Consider the following 13,309-nt stretch of genomic DNA (forward strand, 5'->3'; position numbering starts at 1 on the left):
CGGACTCAGGGGCGTTGCTGGCTTCCGCGGGGGCGGCCGACGGCTTGTGGATGCTGAGCATGAGGGGTCTCCTTTTCGCGTCCGGGACGCGGTGCGGGTGGCACGAGCACGTTCAGCCTCCCGCCGTCCCCACCCGGCCTGACCCGCGTTTGCGCAGCTGTGCACAACTCCTAAAAGGAACTGAGTGTGGAGGAGAGCACGCTGAGCAGCAGCGGCGCGACTCCGACAAGCATGAAGGCCGGCAGCACGCAGACGCCGAGGGGGATCATCAGGGCCACGGCGAGGGTCTCGGCGCGTTGATGGCCGGCACTGCGGGCATCCCGGCGGGCCTGGTCGGCCTCGCTGCGCAGCAGTTCCCCGGCCGGGACACCGGCCCGCGCCGACAGGTCGAGCACCCGATCGATGACAGCGTCCGCTGGCGTGGACGCCGACCCCGGCGAGCGCAGGCCGAACCGTTCGGCGCTGCGGCGGGCCGTGTCGCGGGCCCGGTCGAGCGAGCCTCCACCGGCCATGCCGATGGAGGTGAGGTCGAGTTCGAGTCCGGGAGCGGCGCCCTGCACCAGGGCGGCCGAGACCAGGCGCCGGTTCCAGCGGGCCGCTGCCAGCATCAGCAGGGAGCCCGCGGCGAGGCAAGCGAGTCCTGGGCCGGTGAACAGCAACGTATGCAGGGTGTCGAAGCCCAGCAGCGCTCCGAAAAGCAGGGCCACCAGCGGCAGCACCATCACCATCCGCGCGGTGGCCCGCGGCCCGGTCAGGGCCACGGTCAGGTCGCGCTGCAGCTGGCCGAGGTCACGGAAGGCGGCGGCCAGGTCGCGCAGGCATCCGGACAGCGGTGCCCCGGCCTGGGTGGCGACATCCCAGGCTACGGCGAGCGCGCGCCAGGCGTCGCCGAGCTGCCCGGTGCGGGGAGCGGCCGCGGCGATTGCGTCGGCCACGCTGTCGCCGGAGTGCGCGGCCCGCGCGGCCGCCGTCAGTAGCTCCCGGTGGCCCGGGTCACTGACCGTCGTGCCGGCTCGGCCCGGCCTGCGGCGGCGCTGCGGCTCGGCCTCGGCTGCGGGCGGCACCAGATAGTCCCAGGCCGACACCGGCGACACCCCCGCCGAAAGCAGCACGGCCAGCCGTTCCGCGATGCGAGCCACCTCGTCGATCGGCGGTGGCGCGGCCGGGCGGCGGCTCATGCGGGCACCGTTGCGAGGCGCTCGGTGGCGTCGAGGGTGAAGCGGCCCACCTGCGCCAGGCGCCGCCGGCCACCTCGGCGCTCCAGGTGCAGCACCAGCCCGATGGCGCTCACGGTTTGCCGGGCGACAGCCGCCGGGCTCATGCCGGCGAGCGCGCCGAGGGCCTCGAGCCTGGCGGGCACATCGGCCAGGGAGTTGGCGTGCAGGGTGCCGGCGCCGCCGTCATGGCCGGTGTTCAGGGCGGCCAGGAGCTCCCGGATCTCGACGCCCCGGCACTCACCGAGCACCAGCCGGTCCGGGCGCATCCGCAGCGCCTCGCGCAGCAGGCTGTCCAGGCCGATACGGCCGGCACCCTCGAGGTTGGCCTGGCGGGATTCCAGAGCCACGACGTGCGGGTGGTCGATGCGCAGCTCGGCGACGTCCTCGATGGCCACGATGCGCTCGGCCGCGGGGGCCTCGCCCAGCAGCGCGGCGAGCAGGGTGGTCTTGCCGCTGCCGGCGGCGCCGGTGACGAGCAGGTTTTCCCGATCGAGCACCGCCGCGCGCAGCCTGCCGAGTTGGGCGGCCGCGTCCTCACCGTGGCCGAACAGGCCGCCGGCGGCTAGGGCGTCGAGGCTGAGCCGCTCGGCTCGCGGCAATCGGATCGACAGCAGCGTGCCGGTACTCGATACCGGTGGCAACACGGCGTGCACCCGGATGCCGTCGGCCAGACGCACATCGACGCAGGGACTGGCTTCGTCGATGTGCCGGCCGCCGAGGGCGATCAGCCGGATCGCCAGGTCACGAATGCCGCGCTCGTCGCTGTGCCATTCCGGCGCGGGCACCAGGCCTCGGCCGGCGTCGAGCCAGAGTCCGGCCTCCCCGTTCACGAAGAGGTCGGTGACGGCCGGGTCGCGGGCGAATCGGGTGAGCGGGCCGAGCACGGAGAGGTCGGTGCGAGAGGGGGACGGCGGGGCGGCGTCGTGGTGGCGGTCGCGGTCGTCGGCTGGATCGGTCCCTGCGCCGGCCAACGGGGCTGCATTGGTGGGGTGTGGAGAGTCTCCTCCGGCCCTTGAGGGATTCGGGCCGGCGCTGAGGGTGAGGGTGCTGGACCGCTTGAGGAAGGAGGGCACCGCAACGAAGGGCTCTGGCATGCGAGCACACTAGCGGCCGGGCGAACGCGGAAGGTCGCGGCATCCGGGGGTGTGCGGTGGTCGCCGCCAACGGGGCTGTGGAGGAGTGGCGGTCCGCGACACGCGTGCACGTCACCGGGTCTCCACACGCTCGACCGACGGGGTGGAACGACACGGGCGCGGAGACAACTGTTGCCCGGACGGACTTCTGCGCCCGGTGTGCGGGGTGCAATTGTCCGGCCGGGCAACAGTTCTGCCTGGAGGGGGCCGATACAGCGATATTGCGGTACAGCGGGTCACGCAGGGTGCGCGGTTCGCGCGGGGGCGCGCAAGCCGGGCGGGGAAAACACGGGTGCGCCGTTGAGAGGCACAGAACGTGCTGTTAAAAGAGGGGGGCGGCACCTATTGGGGGGAACAGGTGCCGCCTCGGCAGTGCATTGATTGGGGGGAACCAACGCACCACAGGTCAAAACTTTCGTTCAGACATGGATAAGCATACTTGGGAAAATCAGATTCGCAAGTCCCCCAGGTCCCCCTAAATGAGGACATGAAGATAAGTGCCCGTGAGAGCGGTTTTTCGAATGTATCCCGAGCAGAAAATCGGTCATTCTTCCGGGCGAATTTGTCCTCGAAAGCGTCGTATCCGCCGTGTAGGGTTCAGGGACGGGTCCGCCGCGGCGCCCTGACACCGCCTGAACTCGCAAAGGAGCGAACCATCATGAGCGTGCAAATCGACCATCTTCTCCACGAATCCCGCCGATTCCCGCCGTCTCCGGAGTTTGCCGCGACGTCGGTGGCCAGCGAGGCGCTCTACACGGATGCCGCAGCAGATCGGCTTGGTTTCTGGGCCGAGCAGGCCCGCGACCTCCTGCACTGGCACAAACCGTTCACCCGCACCCTCGACTGGAGCAATCCGCCGTTCGCCAAATGGTTCGACGACGGCGAGCTCAACGTGGCGTACAACTGCCTCGACCGGCACGTGCTCGCCGGCAACGGCGACCGGGTGGCGTTGCATTGGGAGGGCGAGCCGGGCGACACCCGGTCCATCACCTACGCGCAGCTCACCGAGGAGGTCAAACGTGCCGCGAACGTGCTCATCGGGCTCGGCGTGCGCACCGGCGACCGGGTGGCCATCTACCTGCCGATGATCCCCGAGGCCGTCGTGGCGATGCTCGCCGTGGCCCGCATCGGCGCAGTGCACTCAGTGATCTTCGGCGGCTTCAGCGCCGAGAGCCTGCGGTCCCGCATCGACGACGCCGAAGCGGTGGTCGTGATCACCTCCGACGGCGGCTACCGCAAGGGCCGGGCCACCCCGCTCAAGCCCGCGGTCGACGCGGCCCTGGCCAGCGGCGACTCCTCGGTGCACACCGTGCTCGTGGTGAACCGCACCGGCGGCGACGTGGAGTGGAACGAACGCGACAAATGGTGGCACGAGGAACTCGCCGCGGTCGCCGGCGAGCACGAGGCGCAGCCGTTCCCGGCCGAAAACCCGCTGTTCATCCTGTACACCTCCGGCACCACCGGTAAGCCCAAGGGCATCCTGCACACCAGCGGCGGTTACCTCACCCAGGTGGCCTTCACGCACAAGAACGTCTTCGACCTCAAGCCCGAGACCGACGTGTTCTGGTGCACCGCCGATGTGGGCTGGATCACCGGCCACAGCTACGTGGTCTACGGACCGCTGGCCAACGGCGCCACCCAGGTGCTCTACGAGGGCACCCCCGACACCCCTCACCCCGGCCGGTGGTGGGAGATCATCGAGAAGCACAAGGTGAGCATCCTGTACACCGCGCCCACCGCCATCCGCACGTTCATGAAGATCGGCCGGCAGGAGCCGCAAAAGTTCGACCTGACCAGCCTGCGCCTGCTCGGCTCTGTGGGTGAGCCGATCAACCCGGAAGCGTGGATGTGGTACCGCGAGGTGATCGGCAACCACGTCACCCCGGTCGTGGACACCTGGTGGCAGACCGAGACCGGCGCGATCATGATTTCCGCCCTGCCCGGCCTCACCGAGACCAAGCCCGGCGCGGCGCAGGTCGCCATCCCTGGCATCTCCATCGACGTGCTCGGTGAAGACGGTGAGCATGTGGGGCACGGCAACGGCGGCCTGCTCGTGGTCACCGAACCGTGGCCGTCGATGCTGCGCGGCATCTGGGGCGACCCGGAGCGCTTCATCGAGACCTACTGGGAGAAGTTCCCGGATGCCCCGAACGGTCCGCTGTACTTCGCCGGCGACGGCGCCCGGCTCGACCGCGACGGCGACATCTGGCTGCTCGGCCGGGTGGACGATGTGATGAACGTCTCCGGGCACCGGCTGTCCACCGCCGAGATCGAGTCGTCGCTGGTGGCGCACCCCATGGTGGCCGAGTCCGCGGTGGTGGGAGCGCACGACGAGACCACCGGCCAGGCGGTGGTGGCGTTCGTGATTATCAAGTACAGCCAGACGGATGTGGCCTCGCACGCCGACATCAGCGCCGTGCTGCGCGCCCATGTGACACTTCAGATCGGGGCGATCGCCCGGCCGCGGGAGATCCACATCGTGAACGAGCTGCCCAAGACCCGCTCGGGCAAAATCATGCGGCGGCTGCTGCGCGATGTGGCCGAGGGCCGCGAGATCGGCGACACCACCACCCTCGCCGACACCTCGATCATGCAGACCATCTCGGAGAGCATGCGCTAGACCCCCTCGCGAGCCGTGAGCAAAGCACCCTCCCGAGGCCCGGGACGGGGCTTAGCTCACGGCTCGCGTTGGTTTGGGCGCGGTGTGTGGAGGAAACGTTCACGAAGGCCGCTTACGGTAGGCGGAATGTCTCGAGATGACTCCGGACGCCGGATGGGCGGGCTCGACGCCCTGCGCGGGGTCGCTGCCGTGATTGTGCTCGTGCACCACGTGTCGATGACCGCGCCGTCGATTTCGGCTGCGTACTCGTCGAGCGCCGGCGTGGCCGTATTCTCCACCGGCTGGTGGGTCACCCTGTCGCCGCTGAAGATCCTCTTCGCGGGCCCGGAGTTCGTGCTGGTGTTCTTCGTGCTCAGCGGATTCGTGCTCGTGCTCACCCCGTTGCGGCGCTGGCCGTGGACCCGGCGGCCCGCCCCGGACCTCGCCGCCGAGACAAGGCCCGTCGCGGATGCTGCCACACCGACCCCCGGCTACAACTGGCTGGCCTATTACCCGCGCCGCATCATCCGGCTGGCGATCCCCGTGATCGTCTCGGTGGGCCTGGCCGCCGCGTGGATACTGGCCGTTCCGCGCACCGGCGCGGGCGGCGCCTGGATGGCGAAACAGGGCAGCCCCGACCTCGGCATCGGCAACCTGCTGCGCGAGGCCAGCATTCTGGGCTTCACCGGCCGCCCCGACGTCAATCCGCCGCTCTGGTCGCTGGCCTGGGAGATGTGGTTCTCCCTGCTGCTGCCGATCGGCGTGATCTTCGCGTTGGCCACCCGCCGGTGGACCCTGGCCTGGGTGGCGCTGCTGCTGGCCACGTCCACCGCGGGGTACCTGCTCGCGATCGAACCACTGATGTACCTGCCCGCGTTCGGCCTGGGCGCCCTGCTCGCGGCCAATCACGGAGCGCTCCTCGCCCGGTCGACCCGACTGGCCAGGCGCCGCGGCGGCACGCTGGCGTGGGCAGCGATCGCCGTACTCGGGCCGGTGCTGCTCATCACCTTCTGGCTGCTGCGACCGGCGCTCACCGAGCCGTGGAACACCGTCGCCCTGGCGCTGCGGGTGCCCGGCGCGGTGCTCATCGTGGCGACCGTGGCGCTGTGGCCGCCGGTGCAACGGATGCTCAATGGGCGCCTGCTGGCCTGGCTCGGCACCATCAGCTTCAGCCTGTATCTCGTGCACTTCCCCATCGTGGTCACCTTCGGCCAGCTGTTCGGGCCGGAGCGCTGGTGGTGGGGCGCGCTGTTTTCGGTGCCGCTGAGCCTGCTGCTCGCCCAGCTGATGTACCGCTGGGTGGAGCTGCCCGCTCAGACGCTGGCGGGCCGGGCCGGTGCCAAATTCTCGGCCCGGGCATCCGCGGCGTAACGCCCGCGAGCTGTGAGAAAAGCACCTCCCCGGGCTCTGGGAAGGTGCTTAACTCACAGTTCGCGAGGTGTCGGCCGGGCCGACCAACGTGAAACTACGCGAAGGAGACGATCAGCTCCACCTCGACGGGCGAGTCCAGCGGCAGTGCGGCCACGCCCACAGCGGAGCGGGCGTGCACGCCGATGGTGCCGAAGATCTCGCCGAGCACATCGGAGGCGCCGTTGACCACGCCGGGCTGGCCGGTGAAGTCGGGGGCGGAGGCGACGAACCCGGTGACCTTGACCACCTGGGTGATGCGGTCAAGCGAGCCGATCACGCTCTGGATGGCGGCGAGCGCGTTGAGCGCACACTGCCGGGCGTAGCCCTGAGCGTCGGCGGCCGGCACCAGGCCCTCGCCGACTCCCACCTTGCCCGTGGCGGGCATCACGCCGGCCACCATCGGCAGCTGGCCGGAGGTGTACACCAGCGATCCACTCACGACGGCGGGAACGTACGACGCCACCGGCGGTACCACCGACGGCAGCTCAATACCCAGTTCGGCCAGTCGGGCCTCGATCTGCGACACGATCAGGCTCCGGTCGCGCCGGCGACGGGACGCTTGAGATAGGCGACGAGTCCGCCTTCCGGGCCGGTGACGACCTGCACAAGTTCCCAGCCTTCCGACCCCCAGTTGTTGAGGATGGCGGCTGTGTTGTGGATCATCAGCGGGGTGGTGAGGTATTCCCAGGCAGTCATGCGGCTCCGATTCAGGCAGTTTTTCAGGTTTCGTCCCTTACGCTCAATTGTATGTCTGCCAAAAATCGTACGGTTAGTGGAGCGCTCGGCGGCCTCCTGGGTTTTATTGGAATGAGCGCCGTAGCCGGTGTCCTCGTCACCGTCGCCGTCACCCCCGCCCTCGCCGTATCGGGCATGACGGCCACCAACACGATCAATGTGTTCGAGAGCCTGCCCAACTACCTCACCGTCGACCAGCTGTCGCAGAAGAGCACGATCTACGTCGTGGCAGACGGCGCGCCGTTCGCGCTGGCCTCGTTCTATGACCAGAACCGCGTCGAGGTTCCGGTCGAGAGCATGAGCCAGTACGTGCAGGATGCCGCGGTGGCCGGTGAGGACCCCCGCTTCGAGTTGCACGGCGGCGTGGACCTGCAGGGCACCATTCGCGGCGCCCTCTCCACCGTCACCGGCGGCGGCACCCAGGGCGGGTCATCCATCACCCAGCAGTACGTCAAGAACGTTCTCGTGCAGAAGTGCGAGGTTCTCACCGAACAGAAGAAGCTGGACGCCTGCTACGACGAGGCCACCGAGACCTCCCCCGAGCGCAAACTCAAGGAGATGCGGCTGGCCATCGGCGTAGAGAAGGAATACAGCAAGCTCGAGATCCTGCAGGGCTACCTCAACATCACCCTCTTCGGTGGCAGCGTGTACGGCATCGAAGCGGCCGCCGGCTACTACTTCAACACCACCGCGGCAAACCTCACCCTGTCGCAGTCGGCCAGCCTGATCGCGATCGTGAACAACCCGGAGAAGTTCCGCCTCGACAAGCCCGACAGCGAAGCAAATGGCGCAGCGAACGGATACGCCGCCAACAAGGAACGCCGCGATTACATCCTCGGCGAGATGCTCCAGTACAAGAAGGTCACGCAGGAGGACTACGACGCGGCTCTCGCCGCCCCGATCGAGCCCGCCATCACCGAGCCGAGCACCGGATGCCAGACCGCCGGCGGCAGCGCCTACTTCTGTGACTACGTCACCCACGTGCTCAAGAGCGACCCGACCTTCGGCGAAGACGAAGACACCCGCATGACGAACTTCCGTCGCGGCGGCTACGACATCTACACCACCCTGGACATGGACCTGCAGATGGCGTCCGAGGCCACCCTGGCCGAGAACGTGCCGCAGGTCGACGACTGGGATGTGGGCGCCGTGGCCACCAGCGTGCAGGTGGGCACCGGCCGGGTGCTCGCGATGGCGCAGAACAAGACCTACAGCCAGGACCCCGAGGTGCAGGCCACCGGGGCCCAGTACTCGGGCATCAACTACAACACCGACTACGACCAGGGCGGCTCCGGCGGCTTCCAGCCCGGCTCAACCTATAAGGTCTTCACCCTCGCCGAATGGCTGAAAGAGGGACACGCGCTCAACGAACGCGTCGACTCGGCCCGCAAGTCTGACTGGGGCACCTTCCAGGACTACTGCGACGGCCCGCAGAGCTACCCCGGCTACAACCCGAAGAACGACGCGAACGAGCCCGGCACCAACTACACCGCTCTCCAGTCGACCATTGACTCGATCAACACCGGCTTCATCGGCATGGCCAAGAAGCTTGACCTCTGCAAGATCCGCGACACCGCTGAATCCTTCGGGGTGCACCGGGCGGATGGCGACGAGCTCGAGAAGGGCGCCTCCTCGGTGCTCGGCACCAACGAGATCGCTCCGCTGACCATGGCCGTGGCCTTCGCCGGCATCGCCAACAAGGGCACCACCTGCTCCGCCGTGGTCATCGACCGCATCGTGGGCCCGGATGACACCGAGATCGCACCGCCCGCCTCCAACTGCAAAGAGTCGGTCGAACCGTCCGTGGCCGCCGGCATGGCGTACGCCATGAAGCGGGTGCTCACCGAGGGCTCCGCAACCCAGTCCTACGACTCCACCTATCCGAAGGTGCCGATGATCGGCAAGACCGGTACCACCGACGGCGCCAAGGACACCTGGATGACCGGCGCGAGCAGCAAGGTAGCCACCGTCGTTGGTGTCGTGACCGTCTCCGGTGAGGCCAACCAGCGCAACCGCGACTTCGCCTTCGAGAGCGGCTCCGCGGCCACCGCCCGGCACCGCATGTGGCCGGAGATCATGAGCGTCGCCAACGCCAAGTACGGCGGAGACGAGTTCTCCGAGGCCTCCACCAACGTCATCCAGGGCGCCCAGGTGCCCGTGCCCGACGTGCGCGGGCAGTCGATGGCGGATGCCCAGGCCGCGCTAGAGGGCGCCGGATTCGAGGTCGTCGACGGCGGGGTGACCGACTCCGAGCTGCCCGCCGGCACCGTGGCCCGCACCGACCCGGGCACCGGTGCATCGGCCAGCAACGGCGCCACGGTCACGGTGTACTCCAGCAACGGCAGCCAGATCCTGCTGCCCGATGTGACGGGCCAGAGCGTCGAGCAGGCCAGGGGCACGCTCAGCGGCTTCACCGTGACGACGACCGACCAGGCCGTCACCGACCCCGCCCAGAACAACAAGGTGATCGCGATGACCCCGACTGCCGGAACCGCGGCCACCCAGGGCAGCGCCGTCACGCTCGTCGTGGGCAAGATGGGAGCGGCAGGTTGAGCGCCGCACGCGCCATCGTCGCCTCGGCCGCTGCCGTGACCACGGCCGGGCTGGCCGCGATGGCCTGGGGTTCCCTGGTGGAACGCCGCCGGTTCACCCTGCGCGAGGTGACCGTTCAGGTGCTCGCGCCCGGGTCTGACCCGATCACGGTGCTGCACCTCTCCGACCTGCACATGGCCCCGTGGCAGCGCGATAAGCAGGACTGGGTGCGCGGCCTCGCGGCTCTGAATCCCGACCTGGTCGTGAACACCGGCGACAACCTTGGTCATGAAGACGGCATCGCGGGCGTGGAGTACGCCCTCGAACCCTTCAAGGGCATCCCGGGAATCTTCGTGAACGGGTCCAACGACTTCTTCGGCCCACAGCCGAAGAACCCGCTCAAGTACTTCGGCGGCCCGTCCAGCCTCCGCGCCCGGCCTGTCGAGCTCGACACCGCTGACCTGCACCGGGTGTTTGCCGAGCTCGGCTGGACCGACCTGAACAACGCCGCGGAGGCGCTGGACATCAACGGCACCCACCTGGAGATCTTCGGGGTCGACGACCCGCACATCCGCCGCGACCGGCTCGACCTGATCACCGGCGCCATCGACGAGATGCGTGGCAACGACCCGCTCACCGAGGAGACCTGGCCGGACCCCGAAGAACCGGCCGGCCGGCGGTCGACGCTGACCGTTGGCGTCGTGCACGCGCCGTACCAGCGTGTGCTCAACTCCTTCATCAACCACGGCGCCCAGCTGATCCTGGCCGGGCACACGCACGGCGGCCAGGTGTGCGTGCCGAAGTTCGGCGCACTGGTAACCAATTGTGATATTCCCCGCCGCCAGGTGAAGGGCCTCAGCCTGTGGAGTGTGGGGCTGCGCACCGCGTACCTCAATGTTTCCGCGGGCCTGGGCACCTCGATCTACGCCCCGGTGCGCTTCGCCTGCCCGCCCGAGGCGACCCTGCTCACCCTCACCGCCGCGTAGCCGCGACCCCTTCGGGGGAAGCCCCGCAGGACGAAGCCCCCGGTTCATCCCCTAGGCTGCCGTTTATGGGGGATTACAAACGTACTTTCGGAGGCGCGCTCGGCGGGTTTCTCGGTTTCATTGCCATGAGTGCCATCGCCGGCATGTTGGTGGCCGTGGCGTTCACGCCGGCGCTGGCTATCGCCGGGGTCGCCACGCGCACGACAATCAACACCTTCGAGAACCTGCCGAACTACCTGGCCATCGACCAGCTGTCGCAAGTGAGCACCATCTACGCCGTGCAGAACGACGGCCAGCCCTACGAGCTCGCCTCGTTCTATGACCAGAACCGGGTGGAAGTGCCGCTGCAGGCCACCAGCCAGTTCGTGCGTGACGCCGTCGTCGCCGGCGAGGACCCCCGGTTCTACGAGCATGGTGGCGTCGACCTGCAGGGCACGATTCGCGGGGCACTGTCGACCTTCGGCCCCGGCGACGTCTCGGGCGGGTCATCCGTGACCCAGCAGTACGTCAAGAACGTGCTCGTGCAGAAGTGTGAGGTGCTCTCCGACGAGGAGGCCCTGGACGCGTGCTTCGAGGAAGCCACCAAGACCACGGCCGAGCGCAAGCTCAAGGAAATGCGGTTGGCCATCGGGGTGGAGAAGGAATACTCCAAGGACGAGATCCTGCAGGGCTACCTCAACATCACTGGCTTCGGCGGCACCGTCTACGGCATCCAGGCCGCGGCCGAGTACTACTACAGCGCCTCCGCCGGCACCCTCACGCTGCCGCAGTCCGCCAGCCTCATCGCGATCGTGAACAACCCGTCGAAGTTCCGCCTCGATGAGCCCGAGAGCGAAACCAACGGCGCCGCCAACGGTTACGCCGCCAACAAGGATCGCCGCGACTACATCCTGCGGGAAATGCTCAAGTACGCCAAGATCACCCAGGCCGACTACGACGCCGCCGTCGCCAGCCCGATCGAACCGGCCATTCAGGAACCGAGCACCGGCTGCCAGACCGCCGGCGGTGCCGCCTATTTCTGCGACTACGTCACCCAGGTACTCAAGACCGACCCCACCTTCGGCGCAGACGAAGACACCCGCATGACGAACTTCCGTCGCGGCGGGTACCAGATTTACACCACCCTCGACCTCGACCTGCAGCTGGCGTCCGAGACGACCATTGCCGAGAACGTGCCGATGACCTTCGACGGCTGGGACGTGGGAGCCGTGGCCACCAGCGTGCAGGTGGGCACCGGCCGGGTCCTCACCATGGCGCAGAACAAGAAGTACACCCAGCTGGAGGTCGCGCCCGGCCCGGAGTACACCGGCATCAACTACAACACCGATTTCAGCCAGGGCGGCTCCCTCGGCTTCCAGCCCGGCTCCACCTACAAGGTCTTCACGCTGGCCGAGTGGCTCAAGGAAGGCCACCCGCTCGGCGAACGGGTCGACTCCGCACGCAAGGCCAACTGGGGAACCTTCCAGGACTACTGCGACGGCCCCCAGAGCTTCCCCGGCTACAACCCGCGGAACGACTCCAACGAGTCCGGCCGCAACTACACGGCACTCGAATCGACGATCGACTCGATCAACACCGGGTTTCTCGGCATGGCCAAGCGCCTGGACCTGTGCAGGATCAAAGACACCGCCGAGAGCTTCGGCGTCCACCGGGCGGATGGCGACCCCCTGCAGAAAGGCGCCTCCTCGGTGCTGGGCACCAACGAGATCGCGCCGCTGAGCATGGCCGTGGCCTTCGCCGGCATCGCCAACAAGGGCACCACCTGCTCCCCCATCGTGATCGACCGGATACTGGGCGCTGACGGCGCCGAGATTCCCCCGCCGGTGTCCACCTGCACCGAGTCGGTGGAGCCCGCCGTGGCCGCCGGCATGGCCTACGCCATGGAACGGGTCATGACTCAGGGGTCCGCAACCCAGTCGGACGACAACACGTACCCGCACTCCCCGATGATCGGCAAGACCGGAACCACCGACGGCAGCAAGGACACCTGGATGAGCGGGGCGAGCACCGAGATCGCCACGGTCGTGGGTGTGGTGAGTGTGACCGGCTTCGACACGAACCAGCGCAAGGTGTACTTCGACAGCGGCCAGGCGGCAACCGCCCGGCACCGCATGTGGCCGGAGATCATGGGTGTGGCCAACGCCAAGTACGGCGGGGACGACTTCGACCAGGCCGCCAATAATCTCGTCCGTGGCGCGCAGGCCACCGTGCCCGACGTTCGTGGGAAGAGCGTGGACGACGCTCGCCTCACCCTCGAGGGCGCCGGCTTCGGCTTCCTCGACGGCGGCATAACCGACTCCGAGCTGCCCGCCGGCACGGTGGCGCGTAGCGAGCCCGCCAGCGGGAACAGCACCAGCACCGGCGCCCTCGTCACCGTGTACTCGAGCAACGGCTCCCAGGTGCTGCTGCCGAATGTGGTGGGGCAAACCCTGGCCCAGGCACGGGCCGCCCTGAGCGGCTTCGGCGTGCAAACGCTGGAAGAGACCGTGGCCGACCCGAACCAGGTCGGCAAGGTCACCGTGATGAACCCCGTCGCTGGCAGTCCGGCCGTCCCGGGCGGAACGGTGATCGTGGTCGTCGGCAAGGCCCCCTAGTCGCCACCCGTCGCCGGTCGAACCGACTTCACGACAGGCTCAGCCTGTCGACGTTCGATCAGCGACGGCCGCTGGTCGAAACCCGGGGACCCGATGGGGTTAT

At 68.4% G+C, this 13,309-nt stretch carries 9 protein-coding genes; 5 read left to right on the top strand and 4 right to left on the bottom strand.

The annotated features are described in order from the left end of the window. Positions 1 to 170 precede the first annotated feature (170 nt). A complete protein-coding gene (locus tag E3O42_RS03070; protein ID WP_134452453.1) occupies positions 171 to 1,178 on the bottom strand; it encodes a type II secretion system F family protein in 1,008 nt (335 codons plus the stop codon). Further along, entirely contained in the window at positions 1,175 to 2,311 is a 1,137-nt protein-coding gene (locus tag E3O42_RS03075; protein WP_134452454.1) for a TadA family conjugal transfer-associated ATPase, read from the bottom strand. Before E3O42_RS03075 ends, E3O42_RS03070 begins: the two co-directional genes overlap by 4 nt. A 697-nt stretch (positions 2,312 to 3,008) precedes the next feature. Here E3O42_RS03075 and acs point away from each other — a divergent pair. Together acs and E3O42_RS03085 are read left to right on the top strand one after the other, a co-directional pair. Beyond that, positions 3,009 to 4,970, top strand: a complete 1,962-nt coding sequence (gene acs / locus E3O42_RS03080) for an acetate--CoA ligase (protein ID WP_134452455.1) — start codon at positions 3,009 to 3,011, stop codon at positions 4,968 to 4,970. Positions 4,971 to 5,096: 126 nt separating this feature from the next. Further along, positions 5,097 to 6,320 carry an acyltransferase family protein gene (locus E3O42_RS03085; RefSeq protein WP_134452456.1) on the top strand — a complete coding sequence of 408 codons (1,224 nt, stop codon included), beginning with the start codon at positions 5,097 to 5,099 and terminating at the stop codon, positions 6,318 to 6,320. Positions 6,321 to 6,414: 94 nt separating this feature from the next. Here the strand turns inward: E3O42_RS03085 and E3O42_RS03090 are convergent, their stop codons facing one another. Together E3O42_RS03090 and E3O42_RS17895 are read right to left on the bottom strand one after the other, a co-directional pair. After that, complete coding sequence (locus E3O42_RS03090; protein WP_134452457.1) at positions 6,415 to 6,885, bottom strand: RidA family protein; 471 nt, start codon at positions 6,883 to 6,885, stop codon at positions 6,415 to 6,417. Between the two features lie 2 nt (positions 6,886 to 6,887). Beyond that, positions 6,888 to 7,055 carry a Sp36 family protein gene (locus E3O42_RS17895; RefSeq protein WP_166787877.1) on the bottom strand — a complete coding sequence of 56 codons (168 nt, stop codon included), beginning with the start codon at positions 7,053 to 7,055 and terminating at the stop codon, positions 6,888 to 6,890. Between the two features lie 111 nt (positions 7,056 to 7,166). Between E3O42_RS17895 and E3O42_RS03095 the strand changes: the two genes are divergently transcribed. The 3 genes from E3O42_RS03095 (at position 7,167) to E3O42_RS03105 (ending at position 13,206) form a co-directional block, all read left to right on the top strand. Then, positions 7,167 to 9,647, top strand: coding sequence for a transglycosylase domain-containing protein (locus E3O42_RS03095; RefSeq protein ID WP_241984595.1), 2,481 nt, complete (start codon positions 7,167 to 7,169; stop codon positions 9,645 to 9,647). Further along, positions 9,644 to 10,612, top strand: a complete 969-nt coding sequence (locus E3O42_RS03100; protein WP_420897850.1) for a metallophosphoesterase — start codon at positions 9,644 to 9,646, stop codon at positions 10,610 to 10,612. The genes E3O42_RS03095 and E3O42_RS03100 overlap by 4 nt, the downstream gene beginning before the upstream one ends. Positions 10,613 to 10,677: 65 nt before the next feature. Beyond that, a complete protein-coding gene (locus E3O42_RS03105) occupies positions 10,678 to 13,206 on the top strand; it encodes a transglycosylase domain-containing protein (RefSeq protein ID WP_134452459.1) in 2,529 nt (842 codons plus the stop codon). Positions 13,207 to 13,309 lie beyond the last annotated feature (103 nt).

The sequence above is a fragment of the Cryobacterium adonitolivorans genome, from assembly GCF_004402695.1.
GTDB classification, from domain to species: Bacteria; Actinomycetota; Actinomycetes; order Actinomycetales; family Microbacteriaceae; genus Cryobacterium; species Cryobacterium adonitolivorans.